The sequence below is a fragment of the Geodermatophilus sp. SYSU D00663 genome, assembly GCF_054050655.1.
This window is the reverse complement of the sequence record NZ_JBJGZT010000036.1, coordinates 24,529-37,108: the sequence shown is the minus strand read 5'-3', so window position 1 is coordinate 37,108 and position 12,580 is coordinate 24,529. Positions and strand designations below refer to the sequence as shown.

At 75.6% G+C, this 12,580-nt stretch carries 13 protein-coding genes; 9 read left to right on the top strand and 4 right to left on the bottom strand.

From position 1 onward, the window contains the following. The first annotated feature begins 117 nt into the window (after positions 1–117). The 4 genes from tsf (at position 118) to ACI79Z_RS21085 (ending at position 3,616) form a co-directional block, all read left to right on the top strand. Positions 118–933, top strand: a complete 816-nt coding sequence (tsf, locus tag ACI79Z_RS21100) for a translation elongation factor Ts (RefSeq protein WP_387993399.1) — start codon at positions 118–120, stop codon at positions 931–933. A gap of 142 nt (positions 934–1,075) precedes the next feature. Beyond that, positions 1,076–1,864: a uridine monophosphate kinase gene (gene pyrH, locus ACI79Z_RS21095; protein ID WP_456903815.1), complete on the top strand. Its 789-nt coding sequence runs from the start codon at positions 1,076–1,078 to the stop codon at positions 1,862–1,864. Positions 1,865–1,935: 71 nt separating this feature from the next. Next, positions 1,936–2,493: a ribosome recycling factor gene (gene frr / locus ACI79Z_RS21090; RefSeq protein WP_387993397.1), complete on the top strand. Its 558-nt coding sequence runs from the start codon at positions 1,936–1,938 to the stop codon at positions 2,491–2,493. 136 nt (positions 2,494–2,629) lie between these two features. After that, the gene (locus ACI79Z_RS21085; protein WP_456903813.1) at positions 2,630–3,616 is read left to right on the top strand and encodes a phosphatidate cytidylyltransferase; all 987 of its coding nucleotides are present in this window, start codon (positions 2,630–2,632) and stop codon (positions 3,614–3,616) included. On the opposite strand, the gene ACI79Z_RS21080 is transcribed toward ACI79Z_RS21085, so the two are convergent. The 3 genes from ACI79Z_RS21080 to ACI79Z_RS21070 are packed head-to-tail and all read right to left on the bottom strand — an operon-like array spanning position 3,580 to position 6,142. Then, complete coding sequence (locus tag ACI79Z_RS21080; RefSeq protein WP_456903811.1) at positions 3,580–4,710, bottom strand: GNAT family N-acetyltransferase; 1,131 nt, start codon at positions 4,708–4,710, stop codon at positions 3,580–3,582. The two genes, ACI79Z_RS21085 and ACI79Z_RS21080, sit on opposite strands and share 37 nt — an antisense overlap. Next, the gene (locus ACI79Z_RS21075) at positions 4,707–5,471 is read right to left on the bottom strand and encodes a polyphosphate kinase 2 family protein (RefSeq protein WP_387993389.1); all 765 of its coding nucleotides are present in this window, start codon (positions 5,469–5,471) and stop codon (positions 4,707–4,709) included. The genes ACI79Z_RS21080 and ACI79Z_RS21075 overlap by 4 nt, the downstream gene beginning before the upstream one ends. 32 nt (positions 5,472–5,503) lie before the next feature. After that, positions 5,504–6,142, bottom strand: a complete 639-nt coding sequence (locus ACI79Z_RS21070; protein ID WP_387993386.1) for a TrmH family RNA methyltransferase — start codon at positions 6,140–6,142, stop codon at positions 5,504–5,506. Between the two features lie 126 nt (positions 6,143–6,268). Here ACI79Z_RS21070 and ACI79Z_RS21065 point away from each other — a divergent pair, with 126 nt between their 5' ends. The 3 genes from ACI79Z_RS21065 to ACI79Z_RS21055 all read left to right on the top strand — a co-directional run bounded on the left by ACI79Z_RS21065 (position 6,269) and on the right by ACI79Z_RS21055 (position 9,491). Further along, positions 6,269–7,480, top strand: coding sequence for a hypothetical protein (locus ACI79Z_RS21065; protein ID WP_456903809.1), 1,212 nt, complete (start codon positions 6,269–6,271; stop codon positions 7,478–7,480). A 62-nt stretch (positions 7,481–7,542) separates the two neighbouring features. Further along, complete coding sequence (gene rlmN / locus ACI79Z_RS21060; protein WP_387993381.1) at positions 7,543–8,718, top strand: 23S rRNA (adenine(2503)-C(2))-methyltransferase RlmN; 1,176 nt, start codon at positions 7,543–7,545, stop codon at positions 8,716–8,718. Between the two features lie 56 nt (positions 8,719–8,774). Next, positions 8,775–9,491 (top strand): VIT1/CCC1 transporter family protein, encoded by a 717-nt coding sequence (locus ACI79Z_RS21055; protein WP_387993378.1) that lies wholly within the window; start codon positions 8,775–8,777, stop codon positions 9,489–9,491. Positions 9,492–9,547: 56 nt separating this feature from the next. Here the strand turns inward: ACI79Z_RS21055 and ACI79Z_RS21050 are convergent, their stop codons facing one another. Next, positions 9,548–9,868 (bottom strand): DUF2631 domain-containing protein, encoded by a 321-nt coding sequence (locus tag ACI79Z_RS21050; protein WP_387993375.1) that lies wholly within the window; start codon positions 9,866–9,868, stop codon positions 9,548–9,550. Between the two features lie 86 nt (positions 9,869–9,954). Between ACI79Z_RS21050 and dxr the strand changes: the two genes are divergently transcribed. Together dxr and ACI79Z_RS21040 are read left to right on the top strand one after the other, a co-directional pair. Continuing rightward, on the top strand, positions 9,955–11,157 hold the full coding sequence (dxr, locus tag ACI79Z_RS21045) for a 1-deoxy-D-xylulose-5-phosphate reductoisomerase (protein WP_456903806.1): 1,203 nt from the start codon (positions 9,955–9,957) through the stop codon (positions 11,155–11,157). Further along, positions 11,079–12,542: a M50 family metallopeptidase gene (locus ACI79Z_RS21040; RefSeq protein ID WP_456903818.1), complete on the top strand. Its 1,464-nt coding sequence runs from the start codon at positions 11,079–11,081 to the stop codon at positions 12,540–12,542. The genes dxr and ACI79Z_RS21040 overlap by 79 nt, the downstream gene beginning before the upstream one ends. The last annotated feature ends 38 nt before the right edge of the window (positions 12,543–12,580 follow it).

Here is a 12,580-nt window from a genome sequence, read left to right as displayed (position 1 = left end):
CGGGCGGGGCAGTCACACCCCCCCCCCCGCCGGCCCCAGGCGGGGGGCGGCCGGGGCGCGGCGCCGCCGGCGGGGGTCCTCGGGACGCCCACCCCTCCACACCGACGAGGAAGTGACATGCCTGCCTTCACCGCCGCCGACGTCAAGCGGCTCCGCGACGCCACCGGCGCCGGCATGATGGACGCCAAGAAGGCCCTCACCGAGGCCGACGGCGAGTACGACAAGGCCATCGAGCTGCTGCGCATCAAGGGCGCCAAGGACGTCGGCAAGCGCCTCGAGCGCTCCACGACCAACGGCATCGTCGTCAGCAAGCACGGCGCGCTGCTCGAGCTCGACTGCGAGACCGACTTCGTCGCCAAGAACGCCGACTTCGTGGCGCTCGCCGAGCGGCTCGTCGAGATCGTGCTGGAGCAGTCGCCGGCCGACCTCGACGCGCTGATGGCGACCGAGGTCGACGGCCAGACCGTCGCCAAGCTGATCGAGGCCGAGTCCGCCCGCATCGGCGAGAAGCTCGTCCTCTCCCGCTTCGCCACCTTCGAGGGCCCGACCGCGGTGTACCTGCACAAGCGGGCCACCGACCTGCCGCCGGCCATCGGCGTCGCCGTCCAGTACCAGGGCGGCGACGAGGAGGCCGCGCGCGCCCTGGCGATGCACATCGCCGCCGCCCGCCCGCGCTTCCTGTCCCGCGAGGAGGTCCCGGCGGAGGCCGTCGAGACCGAGCGCCGGGTCGCCGAGCAGACGGCCAAGGAGGAGGGCAAGCCCGAGCAGGCGATCGTCAAGATCGTCGAGGGCCGGGTCAACGCCTACTACAAGGACTTCGTCCTGCTCGAGCAGCCGTCGATCACCGAGCCCAAGCGCACGGTGAAGCAGGTCATCGACGAGGCCGGCCTGACCGTGCAGCGGTTCGCCCGCTTCGAGGTCGGCCAGGCCTGACGAGCCGCAGGCGACGGAGACACCACGCCACCGGCCCCGTCCCATCCCCGGGACGGGGCCGGTGGTGTCTCCGGGCCCGGCTGGCGAGCGCCGGGCTCTCTGTCAGGATCACCGAGAACGACGTCGAGCGAGGGAAGAGCTGTTGACCGAGACCGCCACGACGCAGACGACCGAGGCACCCCACCCGCCGCTGTCGGCCCCGAGCGCCTTCCAGCCCGCTGACGGCGCCGGCTACCAGCGGGTGCTGCTCAAGCTCTCCGGCGAGGCATTCGGCGGCGGCAAGGTCGGCGTCGACTCCGGGATCGTCCACGACATCGCCACCCAGCTGGCCGAGGTCGTCCACGGCGGCACGCAGGTCGCCGTCGTCGTCGGCGGGGGCAACTTCTTCCGCGGCGCCGAGCTGTCCCAGGCGGGCATGGACCGCCGGCACGCCGACTACATGGGCATGCTCGGCACGGTCATGAACTGCCTGGCGCTGCAGGCCTTCTGCGAGCAGGTGGGCCTGGAGACCCGGGTGCAGACGGCGATCACCATGGGCCAGGTCGCCGAGCCCTACATCCCGCGCAAGGCCGTCCGGCACCTGGAGAAGGGCCGGCTGGTCATCTTCGGCGCCGGCGCCGGCATGCCGTACTTCTCCACCGACACCGTCGCGGCCCAGCGCGCGCTGGAGATCGGCTGCCAGGTGCTGCTCATGGCCAAGAACGGCGTCGACGGCGTCTACGACGACGACCCGCGCACCAACCCGGCGGCGACCATGTACGACGAGCTGGACTACACCACGGTCCTCGCCGACCAGCTCAAGGTCGCCGACGCCACGGCCATCAGCCTGTGCATGGACAACCAGATGCCGATCGTGGTCTTCAACCTGCTGCGCGACGGCAACATCGCCCGCGCGGTGGCGGGTGAGAGGATCGGGACGCTGATCAGCTGAGCGGGCGCCGGAACGCGCACGCCGCACCGCAGGACGACGGCGGGGACGATCCCGCCGCAGGAGGAGAGACCGTGATCGACGACACCCTGCTCGACGCCGAGGAGCGGATGGACAAGGCCCTGTCGGTCGCGCGGGAGGACCTCGGCTCGGTGCGCACCGGCCGCGCGGCGCCCTCGATGTTCAACAAGGTCCTGGTCGACTACTACGGCGCGCCGACCCCGGTGCCGCAGATGTCGTCGATCACGGTGCCCGAGGCGCGCATGGCGGTCATCAAGCCCTACGACAACAGCCAGCTGTCGGCCATCGAGAAGGCCATCCGCGACAGCGACCTGGGCGTCAACCCGACCAACGACGGGCAGATCATCCGCGTGGTCTTCCCGCAGCTGACCGAGGAGCGCCGTCGCGACCTGGTCAAGCAGGCCCGGTCCAAGGGCGAGGACGCCAAGGTCGCCATCCGCAACGTTCGCCGCCGCAGCAAGGAGGAGCTCGACCGGATCGCCAAGGACGGCGAGGCCGGCGAGGACGACGTGCGCCGCGCGGAGAAGGAGCTCGACGACCTCACCGCCCAGCACGTGGCGGCCATCGACGAGGCCGTGAAGAACAAGGAGTCCGAGCTGCTCGAGGTCTGAGCCGCTCGCCCCGATCCCTGCCATGACCTCCCGTCCCGACGCCGCCGGGGCCGGCCCGTCCGGGGACGCCGACACCGGGCCGATCCCCGTGGTCCGGCGTCCCTCGCCACCCCCGCCGCCCGGCCCGCTCCGGCCGGTGCCCCCGCCGACCGGCCCCGTCGCGACGGCCCCGGTCCCCGCCGCGCCGGGCACCCAGGAGATGGCGGTGCCGGCCGCCGGCATCGCCGTCCCGCCCGTCCCCGGGGCACCGGCGGCGCCCGGCCCCGACACGGCCGGCGACGACGCCGGGACCGCACCGCAGGAGCGGAAGAGCGGCCGGGCCGGGCGTGACCTGGTCGCCGCCATCGGCGTCGGCCTGGGCCTCGGCGCGGTCATCCTCGCCTCGCTGCTGCTCTACCGGCCGGCGTTCCTGGTGGTCGTCGTCGCGGCGATCCTGGTCGGCATCGTCGAGCTGGTCCGCGCGCTCGAGGCCGGCGGTGCCCGCCCGCCGCTCGCCCCGGTGCTGGTCGGTGCCGTCGCGATGCTGCTGCTGGCGTGGACCCGCGGCCCCGACGGCCTCGTCGTCGGCTTCCTGCTCACCGTCGTCGCGGTGCTGCTGTGGCGGCTCGGCGACGGCCCCGGGGACTACCGCCGCGACGCCGCCGCCGGCGTCCTGGTCACCCTCTACGTGCCGCTGCTGGCCGGTTTCGCGGTCCTGCTGCTCGTCCCCGACGACGGCGCCGCGCGCGTGCTCGCGTTCATCGCCACCGTGGTCGGCAACGACGTCGGCGGATACGCCGCGGGCGTGCTGTTCGGCCGGCACCCCATGGCGCCGTCGGTGAGCCCGAAGAAGTCGTGGGAGGGCATGGCCGGGTCGGTCGTGGCCTGCGTCGCCGTCGCCACCCCGATCGTCGTGCTCGCCCTCGACGGCCCGTGGTGGGGCGGCGTGCTCGTCGGCGTCGCGCTCGCGGTCACCGCCACGGTGGGCGACCTCGGCGAGTCGCTGATCAAGCGGGACCTCGGCATCAAGGACATGGGCACGCTGCTGCCCGGCCACGGCGGGATCATGGACCGGCTCGACAGCCTGCTGCCCTCGGCGGCGGTGGCCTACCTCCTGCTGTCCTGGGTCGCGCCGCCCGGCTGAGGCGGCCAGGGGGCGCCGATCTCCCACGTCGACCCGACCGCGGCGAAGCCGCGGCGGGCGTACCAGTGGCGCGGCCAGTCGCCGGCGTCGACCTCGAGGGTGACGAGGTCGCAGCCGGCGTCCGCGGCCAGCTCCAGCAGCCGGGCGAGGACGGCGTCGGCGTGGCCGCGTCCCCGGGCGGCCGGCTCGGTCATCACCGACTCGACCGCCGCGGTCGCGCCGTCGACCCGCAGCTGCCCGGCCGCGACGACCCGGCCGCCCTCCCGCACCACGACGTCGGTCACCGCGACGACCCGGTCGTTACGGGACTCCCGCCCCACCAGCTGGGCGACCACCTCGTCGAGGTCCGGGATCCCCGCCAGGTCGCGCCGCCACCCCGCCTCCCACAGCGGGTGCACCTCCTCCTGCGCGACCACCTCCGCCCGCTCCGCCCCGGGCGGGCCGGGGCCGGCGGGACGGGCCATGACCAGCAGCTCGCCGGCCTCCCAGCCCGCCGCGGCCAGCTCGTGCGCGACCGCACCGGCACCGGGCCGGCGCAGCACCGCCGCGCGGTGGACCCAGCCGGCGTCCGCGGCGACCTCGCCGGCCGTCCGCGCCAGCGTGGCCGCGTCGACGGGGTCGTCGAGCACCAGCCGGTTGTCGTCGCGCGAGTGCGCGAAGCGGGGGTCGAGGACGGCCACCCCGCCGGGGACGTCGCGCACCTCGGCGGCCCGCCGGGTGCGCAGCGACAGCCCGTGCGCCAGGGCCCGGCCCAGCGCGTCGTCCGGGGCGGGCAGGACCGGAGGCACGGGCGGGCGGTAGGGCACGACGGCGACCACCGCCGCCGTCGGGAGGGGGCCGTACAGGTGCGGGAAGCGCATGCCCGCGGGGTCGGTGCCGACGCCGGGCTCCTCGACCACCGGGTCGGTCAGGCGGGCCGGGTCGACGACGAGCAGGACCAGGTCGCGCCGGCCCGGGAACAGCCGCGCGGCCGGCAGGTGGACCTGCTCCGGGTGCGACAGGTGCACGAACGGCGCCCCGGCCGGCGGCACCGCACCGGCGGACAGTGCGGCCCGCCAGTCGGCCGGGGCGCACAGGTGGACGAGGACGCTCATGCCCCCGGGGTCTCGTCCGGGTCGATCCCGCGCGCGGCCAGCGCCTGCTCGATCGCCTCGCAGACGGCACGGACGACGGCCACCCGCGCCCACCGCTTGTCGTCCCCGGCGACCAGCGTCCACCGCCCCGCCGGGTGGTCGGTGCGCGCGAGCATCTCCTCGACGGCGGCCTCGTACGCCGGGCGCTTCTCCCGGTTGCGCCAGTCCTCGTCGGTGAGCTTCCAGGCCCGGTAGGGGTCGGCCGCGCGGGACTCGAAGCGGCGCAGCTGCTCCTCGGGCGAGACGTGCAGCCAGAACTTGACCAGGACCATGCCCTCGGCGGCCAGCGTCGTCTCCAGGTCGACGATCTCGCCGTAGGCCCGCTGCCACGCCTCCTCGCCGGCGAACCCCTCCACCCGCTCGACCAGCACGCGGCCGTACCAGGTGCGGTCGAGGACGGCCATGCCCCCCCAGCCGGGCAGCACGGGCCAGAACCGCCAGAGGAAGTGGTGCCGCTTCTCGGTGGGGGTGGGGGCGGCGAACTGCGCCACCCGCACGTGCCGGGGGTCCAGCTCGTCGACCAGCCGCTTGATCGCGCCGCCCTTGCCCGAGGCGTCCCAGCCCTCGAACAGCACGCAGACCGGCGGGCCGAGCGGGGTGCCCAGCTGCCCGCCGAGGAACAGCCGGAGGTGCACCAGGCGCTGCTGCGCGGCGGCCAGCTGTTCCTTGGCCTCGCGCTTGCCCAGCCGGAGGGTCAGGTCCACGTCGTCGAGTCGGCCCACCTCGCCGAGCCTGGCGTACGCGGCCCCGCCTGTCAGGTCGGCAGCTGCGCGTGCTGGCGGATCCAGGCGTGCATGGCGATCCCCGCCGCGACGCCGGCGTTGACCGAGCGGGTCGAGCCGAACTGCGCGATGGACAGGACGTCGTCGGCCACCGCCCGTGCCTCCTCCGACAGCCCGGTGCCCTCCTGGCCGAACAGCAGCACGCAGGCCCGGGGGAGGTCGGCGGTCTCGATCGGCCGGGCGCCGGGCAGGTTGTCGACGGCGAGCACCGGCACGCCCCGCTCCCGCGCCCAGGCGCCGAGCGCGGCGGCGTCGGGGTGGTGCCGCACGGTCAGGTACCGGTCGGTGACCATCGCTCCCCGGCGGTTCCACCGCTTCCGGCCGACGACGTGCACCTCCGCGGCGAGGAAGGCGTTGGCCGTGCGCACGACCGTCCCGATGTTGAGGTCGTGCCGCCAGTTCTCGATGGCGACGTGGAACCCGTGCCGGCGCCGGTCGAGGTCGGCGACGATCGCCTCGACGGCCCAGTAGCGGTACCGGTCGACGACGTTGCGCCGGTCCCCGTGCGCCAGCAGCTCGGGGTCGTAGCGCGGGTCCTCCGGCCACGGCCCCTCCCACGGGCCGACGCCGACCGAGTCGAGCGGGACGGGTGCGCGCTCGGCCTCGGACACCCGGCCGACGCTAGCGGGCCGCACCCCGCCGCCCGGCCGCGCCTCCGTCACCCGGTCGGGTCCGTCGGGCACGATGACCACTCCACGGGGTGAGCATCGGATGACAGTCAGTGACAGCGAGGTGGGATGGCGGCGCGGCAGGACGGCGACCCCGAGGAGGCCGGCACCCCGGTCGAGCCGTGGGGGGAGTGGCTGCCCGGGTGGGTGAACGAGCCCGGCCCCGGGGCGGCTGACGAGGACGCCCCGGTCGAGGAGGTCCTCGAGGACGCCCCGGTCGATGACGCCCCGGTCGGGGAGGTCCTCGAGGACCTCCCGCTCGACGAGGGGCCGGTCGACGAGGTCGCCGAGGACGCCCCGGTCGAGGAGGCGCCGGTCGAGGAGGCGCCGGTCGGCGGGGCCGCGGACGACGAGGACCTCCTCGAGACCCCCGTGCCGGCAGCCGACGACCTCGACGGCGCCGCCGCCGGGGAGCACCCGGAGGTGGCGAGCGCCGAGGACGACGGGCCGGGGACGTCCTCTCCTGGCGGTCCTCCCGTGACCGGCTCCCCGGCGACCGCGGCCCCGGACGCGGTGCCGGTCCCGGAGGCCCTGCCGGTCCCGGAGGCCCTGCCGGTCCCGGCGATCGCCGAGGTCGTGACGCCTCGTGTGGTCGTCCGCCCGCGGGTGCGGCCCCGGCGCCGGGTCGGCGTCGCCGTGGCGGCGGGCGTGCTCGCCGCCTGCGGCGTCACCGGTGCGGTCCTGCTGGCGGGTGCCTCGTCCGGCTCGGTCCCGACGGCGGCCGTGCAGTCCTCGCCGTCGGCGGTCGCCGCGCCGACGCGGGCCGTCCCGGCGCCGAGGCCGTCCGTCGTCGCCGGTGTCGTCCCCCTCGCCCCGACGACCAGCGTGCCCGCGCCGGCCACGTCCGCGCCGGTCACCGACCCCGCCCCGGCCCCGGTGCGGACCAGCGCGACGCCGTCCCCTGCGACGACCCCGGACGCCCCGCTACCGGCGGTCGTCGCGCCGGAGCCGTCCGCGGCACCGGAGGTCGTCCCGGTGCTGCCGCCGGTCGGACCGGCGGACCCCCCCGGATCCGGGACGGACGCGGTGCCGACCACCGAGCCGGCCACGCCGACGGGATCGGTCGAGGAGCCCGTGCCCACCCCGACCCCGACGACGACCCCGGCGCCGCCCCCGATCCCGACACCACCCCCGACCCCGCCGCCCTCGACCCCGACCGAGGACGACCTCCCGGACCCGGACGGCGAGGTGGCGCCCACCCCGACCCCCGCACCCACCTCCGCACCGACGACGGGGGCACCGGTGCCCACCGCCGCGCCGACGGGCGCAGGGGCGTCCTGAGCGAGCGACCTCACCCGCACGGCGGCCCACGCCCGGCCCGGGGGTGGGACGATGGAGGGGTCATGACTGCCCTGCCGCTCGTCCTCGACGCCCCCCGCCGGGGCAAGCCGCCGCGCCACCTCGCCGACCTCACCCGCGAGGAGGCGCGCGCCGCCGTCGCCGAGCTCGGGCAGCCGGCGTTCCGCGCCGACCAGCTCGCCCGGCACTTCTTCCGCGGCACCACCGATCCGGCGCGGATGACCGACGTGCCCGCCGCGGTGCGCGAGACGCTGTCCGAGGCGCTGCTGCCGGGCCTGCTCACGCCCGTGCGCCACCAGTCGGCCGACGGCGGGCGCACCCGCAAGACGCTGTGGCGGCTGCACGACGGCGCGCTGGTCGAGAGCGTGCTCATGCGCTACCCCGACCGGGCCACCGTCTGCATCTCCAGCCAGGCCGGCTGCGGCATGGCCTGCCCCTTCTGCGCCACCGGCCAGAACGGGCTGACCCGCAACCTCTCGGCGGCCGAGATCATCGGCCAGGCGGTCGCCGCCGCCGCGGCCATGGCGTCGGGGGAGATCCCCGGCGGGCCGGGCCGGTTGTCCAACGTCGTCTTCATGGGCATGGGCGAGCCGCTGGCCAACTACGCCCGGGTCCGCCGCACGCTGGACGCGCTGCTCACCTCCGCGCCGTGGGGCCTGGGCCTGTCGCAGCGGTCGGTCACCGTCTCCACCGTGGGCCTGGTGCCGGCGATCCGGCGGCTGACCGAGGAGGGCCTGGGCGTCACCCTCGCGGTGAGCCTGCACGCCCCCGACGACGAGCTGCGCGACACCCTCGTGCCGATCAACACCCGGTACAAGGTGGCCGACGTCGTCGACGCGGCCGACGCCTACGCCGCGCGCACCGGACGCCGCTACTCGGTGGAGTACGCCCTCATCCGCGACGTGAACGACCAGCCCGAGCGCGCCGACCTGCTCGGCCGGCTGCTGTCGGAGCGGCTCGCGCACGTCAACCTCATCCCGCTGAACCCGACGCCGGGCAGCCCCTGGGACGCCAGCCCGCTGCCCGCGCAGCGGGAGTTCGTGGCCCGGCTGCGCGCGCACGGGGTGCCGACGACGGTCCGCGACACCCGCGGCCAGGACATCGACGGTGCCTGCGGCCAGCTGGCCGCGGCCGACCGCGCCGAGGGCGTGCCGACCGTGGCCACGCCGGTCCCGGCGCTGGAGACCCCGGTCGAGTTGGGAGCCGAGGCGGACGCGTGAGCACCGGGGACGCCGCGTGAGCACCGGGGACGCCGCGTGAGCACCGGGGACGCCGCGTGAGCACCGAGGTCCCCACCGCCGAGGCGCACGAGCACAGCCACGCCGACGTCTCGGGCGGCTGGCTGCGGGCCGCCGTCTTCGGCGCGATGGACGGGCTGGTGACCAACACCGCGCTGGTCGCGGGTGTCGGCGGTGGCGGCGCCTCGTCGCACGCGATCGTGCTCTCCGGCGTCGCCAGCCTGGTCGCCGGGGCGATCTCGATGGCGCTGGGGGAGTACACCTCGGTCAGCACGCAGAACGAGCAGCTCGACCTCGAGGTGGAGAAGGAGCGCCGCGAGCTCGCGCGCAACCCCCAGGGCGAGCTGGCCGAGCTGGTGCAGATGCTGCGCGTGCGGGGCGTCGACGCCGACCTCGCCGAGCGGGTCGCCGTCCAGCTGCACCGCGACCCCGACACGGCGCTGCGGCTGCACGTGGTCGCCGAGCTGGGGCTCAACCCGGCCGACAAGCCCTCGCCGTGGACCGCGGCGGTCTCCTCGTTCCTCACCTTCGCCACCGGCGCGGTGATCCCGCTGCTGCCCTACCTGCTCGGGTTCTCGGTCCTCGCCGCGGCGCTGGTCTGCGGCGCGGTCGGCCTGGCCGCGGCCGGAGCGCTGTCCTCGCGCTTCACCCCGCGCTCCTGGTGGTCCGCGGCCCTGCGGCAGCTGCTGTTCGGGGCGCTGGCAGCGGGAGCGACGTACGCCATCGGCGCGGCGATCGGCGTCGCGGTCTCCTGACACGACGACGCCCGACCCGGCGGGGGCCGGATCGGGCGTCGAGTGTCCGTCGAGGGCTACCTGCGCCAGGCGGTGCGCTTGCGGTGCAGGTCCCACAGCAGCACCACGACCAGGCCGGCGGAGATGCCGAACAGCCACAGGTCCTCCATGCGGCCCTCGTGGTTGCCCCACGTGTAGGACAGCATGACCAGCACGGTCAGCCAGCCGGCGATCTGCGCCCACTTGCCGGTGCGGGCGTGCCAGCCCCAGTCCTCGGGCCGCTCCTCGTCGACCGGGTGCTCCCCGGCGCGGACGACGCCCTCCTCGCGGTTGGGCTGGTTGACGCGCGTGGTCTGCGGGTCGTGCTGGCGGACCCCGGGGCCGGACTGCTCGCTCACGCCCCTCATCCTGCCAGCCCCGTCCGCGGGTCACCGGTCGAGGTGTGGTGGGCGGGTCGCGTCCCGCGTCGGGGAGGATGCCGCTCATGAGCGAGCCGCGCGAGGTGACCGTGCTGGGCTCGACCGGGTCGATCGGCCGGCAGGCGATCGCGGTCGCCGAGCAGAACCCCGGCCGGCTGCGGATCACCGCGCTGGCCGCCGGCGGCGGCGACGTGGCCCGGCTGGCCGAGCAGGCGCTGGCCCTCGGCGTCCGCACGGTCGCGGTGGCCCGCGCGACCGCCGCCCAGGACCTGCAGCTGGCCTTCTACGCGGCGGCCTCCCAGCGCGGCTGGGCGCGGGGCGAGTACGCGCTGCCGGAGATCCTCGCCGGGCCGCGCGCCGCCGAGGAGCTCGCCGCCCGCCCCGCCGACGTGGTCCTCAACGGGATCACCGGCTCGATCGGGCTGGGCCCCACCCTGGCCGCGCTGCGGGCCGGCAACGTCGTCGCGCTGGCCAACAAGGAGTCCCTGGTCGCCGGCGGGGACCTCGTGACCGCCGCGGCCGCGCCCGGCCAGCTGGTGCCGGTGGACTCCGAGCACTCGGCGCTGGCGCAGTGTCTGCGCGGCGGGCGCAGGAGCGAGGTCGCCCGGCTGGTGCTCACCGCCAGCGGCGGGCCGTTCCGCGGGCGCAGCGCCGCCGACCTCGCCGACGTCACCGTCGAGCAGGCGCTGGCGCACCCCACGTGGGCCATGGGCCCGGTGGTGACGATCAACTCGGCCACGCTGGTCAACAAGGGCCTGGAGCTGATCGAGGCGCACCTGCTGTTCGGGGTGCCCTACGCCGACATCGACGTCGTGGTGCACCCGCAGTCGATCGTGCACTCGATGGTCACCTTCGCCGACGGCGCCACCATCGCCCAGGCCAGCCCGCCGGACATGCGGCTGCCGATCGCGCTGGCGCTGGCCTGGCCCGACCGGCTGCCGCACGTGCAGTCCGCGCTGGACTGGTCGACGGCGAGCACCTGGGAGTTCGCGCCGCTGGACGCCGACGCGTTCCCGGCGGTGCGGCTCGCGCGCGCGGCGGGGGAGGCCGGGGGCGTCGTCCCGGCGCTGTACAACGCGGCCAACGAGGAGGCGGTGGCGGCGTTCCTCGCCGGGCGGCTGCGTTTCCCGGACGTCGTCGGCCTGGTCGCGCGTACCCTCGACGACGCGCCGGACCTCGGCGCTCCCACCTGCGTCGACGACGTGCTGGCCGCGGAGCGCTGGGCCCGGCAGCACGCCCGCGCCGCTCTCGCCGGAGGCCCCAGCTGAGCATCCTCCTGACGGTCCTCGGGATCGTCGCGTTCGCGATCGGCCTGTTGTTCAGCATCGGCTTCCACGAGTTCGGCCACTTCTTCTGGGCGCGGAAGTTCGGCATGCGCGTGCCGCAGTTCATGGTCGGCTTCGGCCCGACGGTGTTCTCCCGGACGCGCGGCGAGACCGAGTACGGCATCAAGGCGATCCCGCTCGGCGGCTACATCCGCATCGTCGGCATGATCCCGCCGGCCGAGGAGAACGAGAGCAAGCGCGCCACCCGGATGCGGACGTTCATCGCCGAGGTGCGCGGCCAGGCCCTCGACGACGTCCGGCCCAGCGACGCCGGCCGGGTCTTCTACGCCAAGCCCTGGTGGCAGCGCGTGATCGTCATGTTCGCCGGGCCGTTCCACAACCTGGTGCTCGCGGTGGTGTTCTTCGCGATCACGCTCACCGCGATCGGCACCAACGTCATCACCACCCAGCTCGACACGGTCCCCGCCTGCGTCGTCCCGGCCGGTGCGGAGAGCATCGCCGTCGCCGAGGAGCAGGGCGGCGACGTCTGCGACATCCCGATCGTCACCAGCGGCGCCGACGCCGGGCAGCTCTGCGAGGAGGGCACCCCCGGGTGCGCGACGCCGGTGTCCAGCCCCGCCGCCCAGGCCGGGCTGCGGCCGGGCGACACGATCGTGGCGATCGGCGGCCGGCAGGTCGACCCGACCGGCTACGACAGCTGGACCACGGTGCAGCAGGCGATCCGCTCCTCGGCGGGGGAGCCGCTGGCCCTCGCCGTCGAGCGCGACGGCGTGCGCCGGGAGCTCACCGTCACGCCGATCGAGAACGTCGTCCCCACCGACGACGGCGAGGGCACGATGACCGCCGGCTACCTCGGCGTCAGCCCGGTGTTCGGCTTCGCCCGCCAGTCGGTGTCCGACCTGCCCGGCTACTTCGGCATGGTCGTGTCCCAGTCGGTGCAGCGCCTGGTGGAGATCCCCGAGCGCGTCCCGCAGCTGTTCCGCGCCGCCTTCCTCGGCGAGGAGCGCGACGAGAACGGCCCCATCGGCGTCGTCGGCGTCGGGCGGATCTCCGGCGAGGTCTTCGCCATCGAGCAGATCAGCGGCATGGAGAAGCTGAGCTTCTTCCTCGGCCTGCTGGCCAGCGTCAACCTCGTGCTGTTCCTGTTCAACCTGCTGCCGCTGTACCCGCTCGACGGCGGGCACGTGGCCGGGGCGCTGTACGAGAAGGCCCGCTCGGTGGTCGCCCGCTGGCGCGGCCGGCCCGACCCCGGCCCGTTCGACATCGCCCGGCTGATGCCGGTCGCCTACGTCGTCGCCGGGCTGTTCATCGCGCTGTCGGGGCTGCTGCTCGTCGCCGACGTCGTCAACCCGATCACACTCCAGTAGGCGTCGGCGCCGACCCCGCGGGAGCGGGGATACTCGTG